The organism is Methanoregula sp., assembly GCF_041663825.1.
In the GTDB taxonomy this organism is placed as follows: Archaea; Halobacteriota; Methanomicrobia; order Methanomicrobiales; family Methanospirillaceae; genus Methanoregula.
This window is the reverse complement of sequence record NZ_JBAYLY010000030.1, coordinates 1-15,776: the sequence shown is the minus strand read 5'-3', so window position 1 is coordinate 15,776 and position 15,776 is coordinate 1. Positions and strand designations below refer to the sequence as shown.

17 protein-coding genes, 1 tRNA gene and 1 pseudogene are annotated in these 15,776 nt (G+C 53.4%); 10 read left to right on the top strand and 9 right to left on the bottom strand.

Annotated elements, in window-relative coordinates:
- Positions 1–21 precede the first annotated feature (21 nt).
- The 4 genes from WCX19_RS11950 to WCX19_RS11935 form a co-directional block, all read right to left on the bottom strand.
- Positions 22–483 carry a phosphate-starvation-inducible PsiE family protein gene (locus tag WCX19_RS11950; RefSeq protein WP_373008416.1) on the bottom strand — a complete coding sequence of 154 codons (462 nt, stop codon included), beginning with the start codon at positions 481–483 and terminating at the stop codon, positions 22–24.
- A 77-nt stretch (positions 484–560) separates the two neighbouring features.
- Positions 561–1,034 carry a HEAT repeat domain-containing protein gene (locus WCX19_RS11945; protein WP_373008414.1) on the bottom strand — a complete coding sequence of 158 codons (474 nt, stop codon included), beginning with the start codon at positions 1,032–1,034 and terminating at the stop codon, positions 561–563.
- Between the two features lie 25 nt (positions 1,035–1,059).
- Positions 1,060–1,407: a hypothetical protein gene (locus WCX19_RS11940; protein WP_373008412.1), complete on the bottom strand. Its 348-nt coding sequence runs from the start codon at positions 1,405–1,407 to the stop codon at positions 1,060–1,062.
- Between the two features lie 215 nt (positions 1,408–1,622).
- Entirely contained in the window at positions 1,623–2,027 is a 405-nt protein-coding gene (locus WCX19_RS11935) for a hypothetical protein (protein ID WP_373008410.1), read from the bottom strand.
- Between the two features lie 188 nt (positions 2,028–2,215).
- On the opposite strand from WCX19_RS11935, the gene WCX19_RS11930 reads away from it, so the two are divergent.
- The 6 genes and pseudogenes from WCX19_RS11930 (at position 2,216) to WCX19_RS11905 (ending at position 7,015) form a co-directional block, all read left to right on the top strand.
- Positions 2,216–2,425, top strand: coding sequence for a hypothetical protein (locus WCX19_RS11930; protein WP_373008408.1), 210 nt, complete (start codon positions 2,216–2,218; stop codon positions 2,423–2,425).
- Positions 2,426–2,517: 92 nt separating this feature from the next.
- Complete coding sequence (locus tag WCX19_RS11925) at positions 2,518–2,892, top strand: MarR family transcriptional regulator (RefSeq protein WP_373008406.1); 375 nt, start codon at positions 2,518–2,520, stop codon at positions 2,890–2,892.
- 151 nt (positions 2,893–3,043) lie between these two features.
- Entirely contained in the window at positions 3,044–3,511 is a 468-nt protein-coding gene (locus WCX19_RS11920) for a MarR family winged helix-turn-helix transcriptional regulator (RefSeq protein ID WP_373008404.1), read from the top strand.
- 1 nt (position 3,512) lies between these two features.
- Positions 3,513–4,918 (top strand): annotated as a pseudogene (locus WCX19_RS11915) (MATE family efflux transporter).
- A gap of 319 nt (positions 4,919–5,237) precedes the next feature.
- Positions 5,238–5,837, top strand: a complete 600-nt coding sequence (locus WCX19_RS11910) for a DUF2179 domain-containing protein (RefSeq protein ID WP_373008402.1) — start codon at positions 5,238–5,240, stop codon at positions 5,835–5,837.
- Positions 5,838–6,160: 323 nt separating this feature from the next.
- Entirely contained in the window at positions 6,161–7,015 is an 855-nt protein-coding gene (locus WCX19_RS11905; protein ID WP_373008400.1) for a class I SAM-dependent methyltransferase, read from the top strand.
- A 39-nt stretch (positions 7,016–7,054) separates the two neighbouring features.
- Here WCX19_RS11905 and WCX19_RS11900 read toward each other — a convergent pair whose 3' ends face one another.
- Positions 7,055–7,570: a flavin reductase family protein gene (locus tag WCX19_RS11900; protein WP_373008398.1), complete on the bottom strand. Its 516-nt coding sequence runs from the start codon at positions 7,568–7,570 to the stop codon at positions 7,055–7,057.
- On the opposite strand from WCX19_RS11900, the gene WCX19_RS11895 reads away from it, so the two are divergent.
- The gene (locus WCX19_RS11895) at positions 7,569–7,793 is read left to right on the top strand and encodes a hypothetical protein (RefSeq protein ID WP_373008396.1); all 225 of its coding nucleotides are present in this window, start codon (positions 7,569–7,571) and stop codon (positions 7,791–7,793) included. The two genes, WCX19_RS11900 and WCX19_RS11895, sit on opposite strands and share 2 nt — an antisense overlap.
- Positions 7,794–7,815: 22 nt before the next feature.
- On the opposite strand, the gene WCX19_RS11890 is transcribed toward WCX19_RS11895, so the two are convergent.
- Positions 7,816–8,088: a hypothetical protein gene (locus tag WCX19_RS11890; protein WP_373008394.1), complete on the bottom strand. Its 273-nt coding sequence runs from the start codon at positions 8,086–8,088 to the stop codon at positions 7,816–7,818.
- A 271-nt stretch (positions 8,089–8,359) separates the two neighbouring features.
- Here WCX19_RS11890 and WCX19_RS11885 point away from each other — a divergent pair, with 271 nt between their 5' ends.
- Positions 8,360–9,265: a tetratricopeptide repeat protein gene (locus WCX19_RS11885; protein WP_373008392.1), complete on the top strand. Its 906-nt coding sequence runs from the start codon at positions 8,360–8,362 to the stop codon at positions 9,263–9,265.
- Positions 9,266–10,054: 789 nt separating this feature from the next.
- On the opposite strand, the gene WCX19_RS11880 is transcribed toward WCX19_RS11885, so the two are convergent.
- Both WCX19_RS11880 and WCX19_RS11875 read right to left on the bottom strand, forming a co-directional pair.
- Complete coding sequence (locus tag WCX19_RS11880; protein ID WP_373008390.1) at positions 10,055–11,290, bottom strand: PAS domain S-box protein; 1,236 nt, start codon at positions 11,288–11,290, stop codon at positions 10,055–10,057.
- A gap of 479 nt (positions 11,291–11,769) precedes the next feature.
- A tRNA-Glu gene (locus WCX19_RS11875) sits at positions 11,770–11,844 on the bottom strand.
- Between the two features lie 213 nt (positions 11,845–12,057).
- On the opposite strand from WCX19_RS11875, the gene WCX19_RS11870 reads away from it, so the two are divergent.
- Positions 12,058–13,173 carry an OBG GTPase family GTP-binding protein gene (locus tag WCX19_RS11870; protein ID WP_373008388.1) on the top strand — a complete coding sequence of 372 codons (1,116 nt, stop codon included), beginning with the start codon at positions 12,058–12,060 and terminating at the stop codon, positions 13,171–13,173.
- A gap of 220 nt (positions 13,174–13,393) precedes the next feature.
- The gene (locus tag WCX19_RS11865) at positions 13,394–14,455 is read left to right on the top strand and encodes a PAS domain S-box protein (RefSeq protein ID WP_373008386.1); all 1,062 of its coding nucleotides are present in this window, start codon (positions 13,394–13,396) and stop codon (positions 14,453–14,455) included.
- Between the two features lie 50 nt (positions 14,456–14,505).
- Here the strand turns inward: WCX19_RS11865 and WCX19_RS11860 are convergent, their stop codons facing one another.
- A complete protein-coding gene (locus WCX19_RS11860; RefSeq protein WP_373008384.1) occupies positions 14,506–15,645 on the bottom strand; it encodes a tRNA (guanine(10)-N(2))-dimethyltransferase in 1,140 nt (379 codons plus the stop codon).
- Positions 15,646–15,776 lie beyond the last annotated feature (131 nt).

Sequence of the window (15,776 nt, the reverse complement as noted above, 5' to 3'; positions counted from 1 at the left end):
CATAACAGGTGCAAAAAAAGATCAGACCGGGGATACCGTCACTTCACTTTTTACAAGCACAATGCCGGCGATAAGAACAGCGAGCAGGGCTACGGCGGCAAACATCGTGTATACATCGGCGGTGGTCGATACGTTGAAGATCAGGATATGTCTGACCATACCCGTGAGGCCGGCAATAAGAAGCGCCCGCACCTCGACGTGCTTGGTCCGGAAATAGACCGTGACCGTCTCGAAGAGCACAATGATGGTGATCGTGAGCAGCAGGGCGTTGATTACCGAAACGATACCGTCTGCAAGGTTGTGGTTAACAACCATCGCGACAATCAGCTTTGCAGCATCGTAGACCGAGAAAACCGCGATGATCGTGAGCAGTGCAGCAACGATCATGTAGAGCGCCATCGGGACGAGCGCGAAGAACCTGATAATATATTCGAGACCGGGCTGGTTTACCGGTGTATTTGCAGCGGGGGGATTTTCAGACATGGCACACACTCTTACCGGTACCAGTAAGTAGACAATGCGGGATTAAAAAATTGTGGGCTGGTTCTGGTGGCCGGGTGTTACGCCTTTTTCTGGATCCGGGCAAGGGCGCGGACTGCCGCCTCCCGGACGCCTTCGAAGGTGTCGTTTTTTGCGTCCAGAAGCGGTCCTGCTGCCCGGTGGTCGCCAAGACTGCCCAGTACCTCCGCCGCACCGGCCCGGATCCGGTCGTCGCGGTCGCGAAGGCAGCCGGTGAGCGGGATAACCGCCCGGCGATCCTTCAACCTCCCAAGCGCCGCGATTGCCCCGGCCCGGACTTCCGGATCAGGATCTTCCAGTGCTGCGATGAGGCCCGGCACCGCCTGGTCGTCATCCAGCCGCCCGAGCGCCTGTGCCGCTTCAATGCGGACGGCCGGGTGTGCATCCAAAAGTGCCTGCACAAGCGGTGCCACTGCCGAGGGGTCACCGGATCTGCCGAGCCGGGCAGCCGCCTCGCGCCGTGTCTTTACCGTGGGCGAGCCAAGGGCCAGAAGCAGGGGGGCAATATCGGTCATGACAGGGATCGTTCCGGAATAATGATCAGCGATCGCATTCAGCCCCGGACTCGTATGCCGCGATCACTTTTTTTGCCATCTCCGGGGAGATCCGGTCGTGGATGAGTTTTACCAGTGCTTCCGCATCCTCGACCTCAACGCACCCGAGACCCTCTTCCCCGGTCAGGATCTTCTCCGTGATGTAGGCCAGCTCTTCATCGGAAAGTTTGCTTATCCGGCCCGTAAAATCCTCGGCACTCTCTGCAAAATGGTTGGAAACCGGGGGCAGGATCGCGTGGAACTGGTGTCCCGATCCGCCGCAGGTGAGGTCACCGCATTCAGGTGCAAGTTTCTTTAAGATTTCAATATCCTTTTCGCTGAGTTCGCGTGCCATAAAGATCGTGTTTCCCGGGAAAGTATTTCCCGGTATCTCCAGATTAGTCTTTGTACCTGCTTTCGCTGCTACCCCCCCGCTTCAGGTTCTTCCGGTTGTCTTTTTTAGATCGCAAGTACCCGACTACACCAATCGCAGGACGAAATTAAAAGTAATACGCCGTTAAAAATCTGCCGGGTCGCCGGCTCTTTAAAAAAAAACAAAAAGGTTGAAGATCAGAAATATTTGTGGATCCAGTTTTTGATTCCTGCAACAATACCGTTCCCGCTGCCCGATCCAGACGAAGATTTTTTCTGTGGGGACCGGGTCGGCGGGGGCTGCGGCCGGCTGGCCTGGATGGGTGGCGGATGCGAAACCGTCCGCCGCTGAACCGGATCTGCCCGTTCGGGAACGTCTTGGATCATGCTGTGGGGTGCCGCTGCATCGGGTTCAAAGCCCCATGAGAATCCAACCTTGTATGCATTTTCGTTCTGCCGGATCCAGTTTGCTGCTGCCATGTATCCCCGGTCTTCCGCCCGCCGTACTGTGTCCTGCGTGTCCAGCGTGAAATGGATCTCGCGCTCGAGAGCTACCAGCTCTTCATACACATTGCTTGGAACCTTGATCTTCTCCCTGCTCATAGTAATTCATATAGGGTTATGAAGGGATGCGATATTTAATGTTTCCTCATAAAAAATCGCATATATGCTTCGAATCTACAAACCGGGTTGAAACAAGACCGTTAAAGACCCCAAAAACGATCCCCCGCAGAAAGTTGATACGGACACCCGCGAAACAGTAGTTATTCCGTGCATTCCCTCAATGGGGGATGCCAGACGAGAGAGAACTCATGTCAACAGTCGTTTTTGTGGATGATGATTTCCGGCGGATGCCCCGTGCGGACATGGCAAAACTCGAGAGAATTATTGCATCTGGTAAATATGGCGTGCACAAAATTTCAATTAAGGACAAGCAGATCAATGTGGAGATAAAAAAACAAGGCGATAAAATCCAGGTAAAGATCGCAAGGGTAATGTAAACCCCTTGGAAAATTATGCGTTGTACCATCACAATGCTTATAGCACTCTAAATATAACGTCTGAATTATATGCCAGCCGGAGGATGGACTGGATGACAGGCAGAAAGGTGCAGTATTTTACCGAAAAGGAAACGGAGTTCGTCGATCTCCTGATCGGGATCGGCGTTCCCCGGATCGTGGCAAAAGTGCTGGTATTTCTTGCAAATACTCCCGAAGCAACCTCCCGCGATATCGAGCGGGGGGCCGACCTCCGCCAGCCGGAAGTCAGTATTGCGATGCAGTATCTCAAAGAGCAGGACTGGATCACGAGCAGGCTGGTCAGGACAGAATCGATCGGCCGGCCGCTGAACGTTGTCAGCCTTTCCCGGCCCATCACCGAGATCATTGAGTGCATCCAGATCGAGAAGAAAGACGAAATCCAGAAAAAACTGGCCCTCGCACAGAAAATCCGGGATTACCTCACATAATTCGGTGTGCCGGGGCATATTGCGGTCTTTTTTCGTAGCCTTATGGGTCATGGGGATCTTCCCGTGGCCTCCCTACACTGGCAGATGAAAACTCCGGTGCCACATTGTTGCCGCGACAACATTTATCCCTCCCTCCTGCGTACAGCATAGGGTGCCAGATACAACAAAATCCTGCGTGGCCGAAATGCCACTCGGGGCCATGATATCGATCATTAACAGGACGCATTTTGTTGCCTTAAATGAACAGCTCCGTCCCCTGGGTCTCTCTGCCGGCCAGTTTCCCATCCTCCTCTGCCTGATAAAAAAGCAGAACGTGATGCAGGATACCCTTGCCCGGCATTTCCGTATCGATAAAGGTGCCATTGCGCGGGCGGTAACAAAACTGGAAGATGCCGGGTACGTAAAGAGAATTGTCGACCCCGGCGACCGCCGGGCCGTCCGGCTGTTTCTCACGCCAAAAGGCGAGGAGATTGCCTCGGTAATCGAACAGATCGACCATGAATGGGAAGAACTGATGTATTCCTGCATCAGGCCGGAGGACCGGCCGCAGTTTTATCTCCTTATCCGGAGGATCGCGGATTCCTGCTGTGAGTCCCTCAAAAAGGCGGAGGCCGGGTAACATGCCAGAACCATCGCCCTCCTCCCAAAAAAGCCCGGTTCCGAATCCGGACCCCCGTACCCTCGGTGTCGCCCTGCTGACCGGAGACCCGAAAAAAGCGATCGTGAAACTCTCGGGGCCCATGATCGTCGTCATGCTCCTGATGTCGACCTACAACCTGGTAAACGCGATCTGGGTTGCCGGACTTGGCGCGGATGCACTTGCCGCGGTCGGCTTTGTCTCGCCCCTTTTTATGGTGCTCATCGGGATCGGGAACGGTCTTGGGGCCGGTGCGACCTCGGTCATCTCCCGGAGGATCGGGCCGGCGACCATGCGGGAGCAAACAGTGCGGCAGTCCATGCCCTTCTTCTCACGATCGTCATCTCCGCGATCGCGACGATCCCGCTCGTCCTGCTCGCGGATCCCATCCTGATCGCGTTCGGTGCCGGGGAGACCCTTTCCCTTGCGATGCAGTACGGGCAGATCGTCTTTTGCGGGACGGTACTCATCCTTGTCACGAGCGTTATCGCCGCAATCCTCAGGGCTGAAGGGGATACGAAACGGACCATGTATGTCCTTGGCGCATCGTCAGTCCTCAACATGATCCTCGACCCGATCCTGATCTACTGGGCGGGCATGGGCATTGCAGGCGCCGCATGGGGAATGATCATCTCGCAGGTCATGGTCCTTCTCGTGCTCCTGTACTGGTTCTTTGTCAAAAAGAATACGTATGTCTCGCTCTCGTGGAAGGCCTTTGTCCCGGACAGGAAAATAACCCGGGATATCCTTGGCGTGGGGCTTCCGGCAAGCACTGAATTTTTCATGATGGCGATACTCTCCATCCTCCTCAATGTCATGCTCGTGATGACGGCAGGTACCGACGCGGTCGCGGTCTATACTGCCGGGTGGCGGATCGTGATGTTTGCGATCATCCCGATTGTCGGCATCGCCATGTCGGTCGTGGCGGTGGCCGGGGCTGCCTATGGCGGACGGCACTACGACAAACTCCCGGTCATCCACAATTTCTCGATCCTGTTCGGCCTTGCCATCGCGCTTGTTACGAGCGCGCTCACCTGGATCTTCTCTCAGCAGCTCGCGACCATCTTCACGTATTCTCCCGAGACCGCCTACCTTGCCCCGGCCATTGCCGCGTTCCTGGGCGTCATGTGCCTCTTCTACCCGTTCGTACCTCCGGGAATGATGTCGGGATCGATGTTCCAGGGTGTGGGCAAAGGCATGACCTCGCTTGCGATTACGGTCATGCGGAACCTGGTCTTCATCGCGGTCTTTGCATACGTGCTCGGGATCGTTCTCGGCATGGGAGAACAGGGAGTCTGGTGGGGGATTGTCGCGGGAGACATCCTCGGGAGCCTTGTGGCGTATGTCTGGGCCCGGGTCTACATCTCGCGGCTCAGGACGTACGAATAATACCCATTTTTTAAAGCCCGTCATCTCCTAAAAAAGTGGTATTATGGATGACCGGATGCCAGTTCCGACAGTCTGGCATATGGTGACAAATACCCTGTCCCCGGCTTACAGGCCGGCATCCTGCTCGGTAGAATAGAGGAGAGCTTTTACCAGAAAATAGGCGAGCACGCCAGCAATGCAGACAAGACCCACCGCAATCAAGATCCGGTTCTGCGGAAAACAAAATCCCGTCCGGGAAAACCCGTGATGCGGAATAAGGTGTATAAAACCAGAAATCCAGTACAGTACAGGATAACCCGGAACTGAGGTGGTAATCCCAATGGTAGCATCGATCATTTCCCCCGAAATTTTCACCTTTGTTATCGTGCCTCTTTTGATATTTGGCGCACGTATCTGCGATATGAGCCTGGACACGATCCGGGTCATCTTCATGTCAAAAGGGATCAAGTACCTCCCGTCATTCATCGGCTTTTTCGAAGTGATTATCTGGCTGGTTGCCATCGGCCAGGTCATGAACAACTTAACAAACGCCGTCTGTTACATTGCGTACGGTGCAGGGTTTGCCACCGGGACATTTGTCGGCATGGCAATCGAGGAGAAACTGTCGCTTGGCCTTGCCAGCGTACGGATCATCACCAAGGACGATCCCTCTATTCTGGTGCAGGATCTCCGGGCCCATGACTATGGCGTCACGAGCATTGATGGGGAAGGTGGGAAGGGCCCGGTGAAGATGATCTTTACGATCATTAAGAGAAAGGATCTCGCCCGCGTGGTCAATATCATCAAGGAATATTATCCAAAAGCGTTCTATTCGGTCGAGGAAGTAAAATCTGTCGCAGAGGGCGTGTTCCCGGAGCGGAGGGTGACGGGGATCTTCGGGTGGATCCATTCGCTGCGGTTCCACCGGATCGGGAAGTAAACCGGCACACCGGATACATTTTTTTTTTACCCGGGAAAGCTCCGGATTTTACGATAGTATTTCCGTTTTCTGCTGCGGCCGGAGGCAATCCCTCTCACTACGATCCTCCCGTCGCCTGCGGAATAAATGAGATGCGTTTAATAATAAAAATAGTAAACTAACTTCACATACGCATGTACGAATGTCGCGGGAAGCCGGGGATAAGCATGGTTATGGAGGTCATTTTCCAGGGGTCAGCATTTTCTTTTCAGATGCGTAGTAACCCCTACGTACGACTCCCGTTCTACAGACGATCATTGTCGTATTTTCAGGGGCTTTAAAACGTGCAGCAGAAAAAGAACGTGAAATACTGGGTCGACTGCTGGAATGCGACACATCCCTTTTCCGGGCTGATGGATGAAGATCAGCTGGCGGTATTCTGGAACAAGCGATCCGGCGATTTTGCAAAAAAGATCAGTTCGGCCCAGAGCCGTAAACGGTGCAGGGAAAATCTTGGGTTCCTGGAGAAAGCAGGGGTCCGGATAAAAGGTGCAAAGATCCTTGACATCGGATGCGGGCCCGGTACCCTTTCGATTCCCCTTGCCCGGGCGGGGGCAGATGTCACGTCCCTTGATATCTCCTCCGGCATGCTTGAACGGCTCAAAGAAACCGCGGACAACGAGGGCCTGTCCATCCGGCCTGTTGAGTGTTCGTGGTGGAACGCGGATATCGACGAACTGGGATTTCGGGGCAAATTCGATCTTGTGATCAGTTCCATGACGCCGGCAATAAAAGATAGCGAGACGTTTGACCGGATGATGGCCTGTTCGCGGAAGTATTGTTTTTACCTTGGATCCCTGCCGAGCACCGGTGACGTGGCGATCCAGGCACTTCTCCGCGGGATGAGAAAAACACCGGGCCCTCTCCGGTCACAGATGGGAATACTGTACCCGTTCATGTACCTGTACCTGAAAGGATATACCCCGGAGATAAACATCAATCGCCGGAAATGGAAAGAAGACCTTGACTGGGACAAGGCTGCTGAACATGCGATCGATATCATCAGCCACGAACAGGCCTGCACGGAAGCCATGAAAAAGAAGATCAAAAATTATTATAAGAAAACTGCCGTTGACGGGAAATGCAGTTTCCAGAATGAGATGTTCCTGGGAATGATGATCTGGAGAGTCGATCAGTAACTGTGTGGCTTAAAAAAAAGCACGGGAAAATTCCCGACCTTACTTTCGGTAGCTCTTCCCGGCCGAGAATGCCTTCTCGACCTGCTTGCCCACACCGAAATAGGCAGACTGGGCGTAGACGATCGGGTTGATCTTTGTGATATCCGGTTTCCCGTCCGTCAGGCAGGATGCATCGGCATGGATCTCCACGATCTCGCCGATATACAGCAGGTGGCTCCCGCAGTCCACGGATTTGAACAGTCGGCACTCGATATTGACCGGGCACTCTTCCGCGAGGGGCGCGGTTTTGAGTTTTCCATAGGTTGACCGGAAGACTGTTGACTTGTCCGCCAGCGTACCGGAGATAAGTCCGCAGTGATCGGTCTCGACTACCTGCTTAACAGACGGTACATTCAGGCTAAACGTTTTGTTCTCTTCGATACCCTTTGCGGTATACCGCGTCTTGTTGAGCGCTACGCAGACCATCGGGGGCGCCATGCAGGCGACTGTTGCCCATGCGGCGGTCATGTAGTTTGGTTTACCTTTCACGTTTGCGCCCACAATCAGGGTTGGCATGACACTCATGTACGGCATCGGGCCGACTGTTACCTTGGCCATATACTTCACCAAATTCAGTTTTGCGAAGGTGAGGTTTAAGGGTATCTTTGCCGGAGGGAGATGCCCCCTGGGGTTTGTAAGGGTTGCGAGGATCAGGGGGATCGCAGGGTGTACTTTGAAGTGTTCGGAAAGGATGGGAGCCTGGAATAATGAAACATACCAAAAGAGGATTTTACCGTGAATGTAATCGTGAGATGATGACCTTATTTGTTGTTAGCAGAATCCGTGGTGGGATCATCCTGTAGCACTTGCCGCAACAGCGTACGAAATTCATCGTCATGACGGGCGAGATTAAAGAATATGCTGCGCATCGTTTCAGGAAAGCGTTCACTGTTCATGTCATGGAACTGGCAATAGAAGGTACATGCGTCAATAATTACGTCCTCGCGATTCAGATATTTCTGTTGTGCAATAGTATCCAGTTTTTCAACCAGCCCGGTTGGTATTTTCATCGAAACCCCGGTATCCTCAGCCATGCATTCAGCTGTTTATTTTGAGCTTATGAATCTATTTGTGAAAAATGTGAGGATGTTGTCCGATCCCTCATGCGCACTCCCGGCGCAACAAAATCCCCTGCTGGTGTACTTTTGGTGGTCCGGGAGAGGGTTGTTTTGTATCCCCTCTATCGAGGGTAATTCATAGGATCTGTCGATCCGGTGGCCGTACCTGTCTCTCCGGTGTACCTTTACAGGATCCCGGGGCCGCAAGTAGGAATCCGTATATCCCATAAGGTTTTTTTTATACACTATGGATGATTCGCAAAAGTGGTTCACGGAAGGTGTAGCCCTTTACGAAAAAGGTGATTACCGTCGTGCAATCGCCGCATTTGACAAGGCAATTAAGATTGACCCGACTAAGGCCGAAGTATGGAATAATCGCGGGTTGGCTCTGATTCAGATGGGACTCTATTCGGAGGCGCTCCAGTCCGTCGATAAGGCATTGTCGCTCAATCCCGGTTACGAGAATGCCAGGAAAGCCAGAAAAATCGTGCTTGACCTTCTAAAAGAGCCGGAAACGGCAGGTAATACCTCGAAATCTGCCGGCACTTCCCCGCCGCAGGTTCCTGCCGTACCGGGACGGAAGCGATCAAAGTTCTTTGCGGTCATCATTATCGTCATCTTTGTCATCGCCGTCAGCGGGATTATGATCATGAAAAATATGTCGGGCTCTGCCGGTATCTTCCAGCCTGCGACACCCACACCGGGAGTAACGACCGTCCCGGTCATGACGACAGCAGTCATAACAGCAACAATGACCGCAACTCCCGTGCCGACCCCGACGCAGCCGGTTGTGCCATCGTCCGGGGTCTGGGTTGAGGTTATCTATGACCAGTACTATTCAGGTTACGTAGGAATACCCGGCAACCTGCAGGAGGTATCCGGCAGCCAGCAGGTACTGCCAAACACCGGAGATCAGTTCTACCAGATAGCAAAGAATAACGGTTTTGTTACTGCCACCATCCACAAAAACGATGGGTCGGGAGATAAACTGACCGTAAATGTTTACAAAGACGGCACCCTGATCACGACCGATTCAACAACAATCCCGAACGGGGATCTTTATGTCCAGGCAGTCATTCCGGCAGCCATGGCGACATCCGTGGCGGGCAATAATACGGCAAACGTGACGGTTCCGGCAGCGGCCGGGGCCTGAGCTCTTTTTTTTGAATTTGGGGAAGTTCGCGGGAACGGGCGGAATCCCGTGCTCGGGAAAAACCAAAATGGGGGGAGGGGTAGGGGGTACCCCCCCACCCCGTTTGATCAGAAAGAGGGGATCACCCCCCTCCCCTTGTGTCCGTGAACGTTGGGGTACCCCCATCCCTGTTTCCAGCACGTTCTCTTGTATTTCGCGTGGAATCTCCGACGGAGCCAGTATGCCGGACGCGGCAACGGGAGGGAGGGGGGTGAGGGGTACCCCCCCACCCTGTTTGATATGAAAGAGGGGATCACCCCCCTCCCCCTTTGTCCGCGAAGGTAGGGGGCACCCCCTCCCCCCTCATTGGTTATGCGGTCAACAAACCGACCGGAATTCATCGGAAGCCGGGCGGGAAATTTTAGTGGTTGTTGCAGGGGTTTTGCATGTATGATATGAGCGATGCCGGATCGAGATTCTCGTATGAACGAGGCCAGACGCTTTAAAATGTCTCGGGTTTGCGCTACGCACTTACCGGTTCAGATGCCGATCAGGAACCCTCTGCCCGGCAGGGGTCGACAAGACTCCAAGCAAATCCCTTACGAAGGAGGGTGGAAGAGTGGTCGCATTAGTCTAAACAGAGAAATGCTCCCTAACGGTCTGCTGTATTATTCTCATAATGTTATGTCCCGTAACTTCAACAATTTTTTAAAATACATACCCTGATGCAACAATTATCGTTATTGATAGAATGACCCCGGAGAAATAGTACTGAAAATTTATTGATTTTAGTGTAGACTCATGGCGGGGCTATGCCGTTTGTAAGCGGTTAAGTTTCCTGGTACTCTGCCGGAGCGTCTCTTCAAGCCGTTTCCGTTCGGAGATATTGACAAGGGAGACAATGGTCTGTTTCCCGTTGCTTAACAGGACAATTGACAGGAACATGTCCAGGACGTTATTTCCCTTATCCACAAACCGGAACTCGTAATTATTCGGAATTCCCGATGCGCCCGGCTGTCGTCTCCTGACATGGTAATCCATCATCCAGACCACATCCTCCGGAACCACAAGTTTAGTCCAGAGCATTTTTCCTTCGACTTCCTCTTTTGTATAGCCGGACATCTTTTCAAATTCGGCATTCACGAGGGATATTGTCGTATCTCCTTCAAGGATAAACATCGCGGTTCCCGTACTTTCGAACAGGGTCCGGTACAGGTATTCGGACTCGGAAAGGGCACTCTCAATTTTCTTGCGATCCGTGATATCCCGGATCGATTCAATCGCACCAATGATATTGTCATTTGTGTCATAGAGTGAGGATGCTATTCCCCAGAGATATGCACCTTTACCCTCGTTAAATGTCGGGACAAATGTATCTACAATGATTTTGCCGCCCTTTTTCTGGACGTGCCGGTAATTTTTCTCAATATCCGGATTTTCCCGGAATATAAGGTCGATCAGGATCGGGTGTCGTTCCCTGTAAAAGGGGAGTGCATAGGAATAATTTCCAGTTCCGAGGATCTTATCTTTTGGTACCCCGGTCAATTCCTCCATGGCCCTGTTCCATGCGATCACGGTTCCGGTCCGGTCAATGGCGAATGTTGCATCCGGGAGGAAATCGATAATATCTGCCATGCGCCGCTGGGATTGTGCCAGTTCGGTTTTCATTCTTCGCTGCTCAACTACCAGCCTGATCTTATGTTCCAGCTCGGCAAACTGGGCTTCTGGATCACCCCCCTTTTGAATATAAAAATCAGCGCCGTTATTAAGCGCCTCGATGACAACCTCCTCTCTTCCCCTCCCGGTGAACAGGATAAAGGGAGTCGAATCGCCCCGGGATCGCAGGGTTTTCAGAAGAGAAATCCCGTCCATTACCGGCATCTGGTAATCTGAAATGATTGCATCATACGTGGATGTTTTTAGTCTCTCTTGTGCCTCTGTTGCCATGGTGAGTGTATCAACGCAAATTTGTCCTGACTGCTCCAGGAACAACTTGCAGATCTCAAGGAGATTGGACTCATCATCAATGTAGAGTACCCTGATCATTTTCTTCTCCAGATTATGATTAGAGCCACCCCGGCACAATATTCAGAGGGAAAACAGGGAAAACACACGATATCTGCCGTAAATTATTTTTATAGGAAAAATCCGGGGCCATAATAATCTATTTCTTTCACCGTATTTTATAAATGTTCCCGTTTTATAGGGGATATCGGTTTTGATATGAGGAGAAATACACCCCTGATTTACTGAGCTAATAAACCCAAAGAACTCTTTTTAAGCACCCATAAAGTCAGAAAACTCCGATAATAAAGAAGAGAGTGGTTTAATTAAGCGCCTCCAGACGTCAGGTCCCTTCCAGAATCTCGTGAACCACCGGATCTATGTTCTGACAACTTTTATCTGCCGCTCCTTTTAGTTGGCATTTACCGTCAAGCGGTGATTAATTTATTAGTTCAAATATTTTCCAAAAGTGGCTTGTATAGGGGTTAGATCTTAATTTTGAACTTAACCCCTTGTTCGAGTGCTGCTAAGGGGATTCGAACCCCTGTCGCGAGCGTGAGAGGCTCGCATGATTGGCCGGTCTACACTATAGCAGCGTAATTGCTCTAGTAACATGGGAGATGGACTTACTTAAAGTTTGTCGCATTCTTATCGCCCTTCAGGTGAATGAAAAAGCGGGTAAGTCCCTTAACCGGGCCGGGTAAAGCAGGGAATTTTTTATAATACGGGGGTTTTGCGGCTTTTTAGCGGGATCGAAAGGTTTCCCCATAAATAACTATATCCCGAACCTGCGTCGATTAATATGAGAAATGGTTGGTAGTCTTGAAGAGCAGATAGCTGAGCTGGAAGCGGAGCTGACAAAGACTCCTTATAACAAGGCTACTTCCAAGCATATCGGGCGGATAAAAGCGAAGATGGCAAAACTTCGCGACGAAGCGGTTTTCCGTGCGATGAAGTCCGGCGGTGGCGGGGAAGGTTTCTCCGTTAAGAAGTCGGGCGATGCAACCGCAGTGCTCGTCGGGTTCCCGTCGACCGGTAAGAGCACGCTCCTCAACAAGCTCACCGGTACCGAGAGCGCGGTGGCCGCGTACGCGTTTACCACCCTCACCGTAGTCCCCGGCGCGCTGGAACACAAAGGTGCAAAGATCCAGCTGCTCGATATCCCGGGACTGATCGCCGGTGCCGCCATGGGCAAGGGCCGGGGCAAGGAAGTCATCGGTGTCGTGCGGAGCGCCGACATCATCATCATCCTCGTGGATGTCTTCAACGGCAAGCACGCGAACGTCCTCATCAAGGAACTCTACGACGCGGGCATCCGTATCAACGTGCCAAAACCCGATATCACCATCAAGAAGTCCGCAGTGGGCGGCATCCGGCTCTCGGCGGTCGGGGCGCTCGACCTCGACATCGAGGATGTGCGGTCGATCCTCTCCGAGAGCAAGATGATGAACGCGGAAGTGCTGGTCCGCGGGAACGCCACTCAGGAAGATTTCATCGACGCGGTGCAGGGTAACCGTATCTACGTCCCTGCGTTCATCGCGGTCAACAAGGTGGACCTTATCGACAAGGAAGCCTACCTTGATATCGAGCACACCATCAAGGAAAAGTTCGGCGTCGAGCCGCTCATGATCTCCGCCCATTCCGGGTATCACATGGAGGAGTTCAAAGACTCGATCTACGACTGCCTCGGGTTCATGCGGGTCTACCTCAAACCCCGGGACGGCGATGCCGATCTCGAAGTACCGCTGATCATCCGGACCGGGAGCACGGTCGAGACGGTCTGCATTAAGCTCCACCGGGATTTTGTCCGCAGGTTCCGGTATGCCCGGGTCTGGGGGGATTCCGTGAAGCACGGCGGCCAGAGGGTCGGCCTGACGCACACACTTCTCGATGGGGACATCCTCTCTATCATCATAGAGCACTAAATTTTCCGTATAGATCTTTCGGGGTAAAATCTCCCCGTTGTCCAGATCCTGGATCGGTTTTACCTCGTATTTTTCCGTATTTTTTAACCGGATATTATTCCACAATAATTATTTTGTCCGGCAGCATAAATATATCCACAGGAGCGGATACAGAGGATCGTTAAAAAACGACCGTCTGTCAGCTTGTGCACGCGCCGGATAAATACCCGGGGAAGTGACGATGGAGGCCGATTTTAACCGGAACGGGGACGGACAGCGGTACCGCATACTTCTGGAAGCCCTCAACCATGTGGTCTTCGTCATCGATGATGCCGGGAAATTCGTCTATATGAGCCCCGGGTGCTTTGAGATCCTGGGGCTGTTGCCCGAAGAGATGATTGGCCGCGCGATGACAAGCGTTGTCGTACCCGAGGATACCGACCGGTTGCGCAGCAAGTGTGAAGAGGTAAAAAACGGCAAATCATTCCCTTCGGATTACCGTGTCGTGGATACGAAAGGGGCGATCCATCATGTCCGGGCCGTTTCCCGACCGTTCACCGATACCGACGGGAAAATGTACGTGCTGGGGATCATCGGGGATATCAGTACCTGGAGAGGTGCAGAGGATGCACTGGTCGTTGCGCAAAAGAAACTGGAAATACTCAGCAGCGTCACGCGGCATGACATCAACAACCAGCTGACCGTCGTTTTCGGGTATCTCTCGTTTCTGGAAGAGGAAGATTCACCCCTGCCGCCCCGGGAGATCGCACTGCGGATACGGGGAGCGGCTACGACTATCCCGCGGATTAACCGGTTTACCAAGGATTACCAGGATCTTGGTATCATCGCCCCGGTCTGGCAGAACGTCGGTGACCTTATGGCACGCGCCCGGCAGGAGGTGCATGTGCAGGGGCCGGATATCGCCATCGGGCCGGAATGTACTACAACCGAGATCCTTGCCGACCCCATGGCCGGAAAGGTCTTTTATAATCTCCTTGACAATTCGCTGCGGCATGGCGGGAAACTTACCTCGGTAAAACTATCGTGCCACCGCGATGGCGATGCCCTGAAGATCGTGTACGAGGATGACGGTACGGGGATTCCGTCGTCCGCCCGCCCCACACTCTTCCAGCGCAGCAAGGGAAAGAGCCACGGGTACGGTCTCTTTCTGATCCGCGAGATCCTGGTGATCACCGGGTTTTCCATAATGGAAAACGGTGAGGAGGGCCGGGGTGTGCGGTTTGAGATTACCGTGCCCCCGGGATCGTTTCGGGATGCTGTAAAAAAACCGGTCCACGTGTAGTGTTAAAACAAGGTTTTCTCCGGTTCGGGTCAGGTACCCGGCTGCTTTTATTAATCCGGGTTTTTTCCGGTCGGGCCTGATGTACCGATCGCTGCAAGAAGTGCAGGGAGCGGGGCGTCGGTTTTTAGCCCGGTGCCGGAGAAATGCGTCCGGCTTGCGGCATACCCGGCAGCACGCAGCCGTTCGATAACGTCATCGATGGCTGGCGGCGATGTGGCAAGTTTCTGGGCAAGCATATGGTAATCGTAGAAACTGGACGTCGGCAGTTCCTCACGGCATATAATAAGGATCTTTCCCAGTTCCTTCTTTGTCCCGAGTGTCATATCTGCAAGGTGTTCCTGCATCTGCCCGAGGATCTCATCATCGAAGAGTTTCCCAAGATAGAGCGGCCCGATGGGAAGGAGCGGTTTGTTGCAGTGTGGGCAGGTGGCTGCGGGGGGCACCATGCCGTGCTGCTCTTCCCGGTAGGCGCAGGACGGGCACTGCATCACAAACCCGATTTGTGCGATCGTCCGGTCGGCTGCCTGTGGTCCCCGGGTGAGCCGGAGGTGCAGCCGGACAAAATGCTCCCGGGCAAAGCAGAAGAGTGGCTCGACGCCCCGGTCGTGTTTTACCGTCTCCCGGACCACGAACGCGAGGAGGATCCGCAGGCCCACCTCCGCGTGGTACATCGTGTTTGCCGGCCGGGCAAAGTACCGGCGGATACCTGCCTTGAGGTGTGCCCCGCAGAGTGGCGCAGTGTCGGTGGCAGTCACGAGAAGAAACCGCCGGCACCCCCGGATCCCGGCGTCAACAAACGGCGCCGGCGTCCCGAACGGATCGAGGTCAACCACGTCAAAGGACTGCTCGAAGAGGAGGGAGCATGCGTCCCGGCAGGTAACCGTAACGGGAAGCCCGGACCGGGCGACATTCTGCTCGATCAGGGAGATGGCCTCCGGGTCCTTGTCGTTGATGGTAACCGGGATCCCGCACTCGTTTGCCACCCGGAGCCCCCGGACACCGGTTGCACCCATCGCATCGAGGTAATCGGATGGTTTGAGTACCGAGATGAGAAGAATGGTGGCGTCCCGGTTGAGTTCCATACGACGGTTGAAAAAGACCGGAGCCGTCCCGGGCGGGAACTGCTCCCGGTTGTCCTGGACCGGGACAAAAAATGTCGTTTTTCCTTCCGTTGCCTCGATTGTGTCCATTGCGGGAGAGATGTTGAAGCGCGCAAAACTTATACATATTCCCCTGCAATTGGTATGAGCAGTGGGCGAGTGGCTTAGTCCGGATAGAGCGTTAGCCTCCTAAGCTAATGGTCGGGGGTTCAAATCCCCCC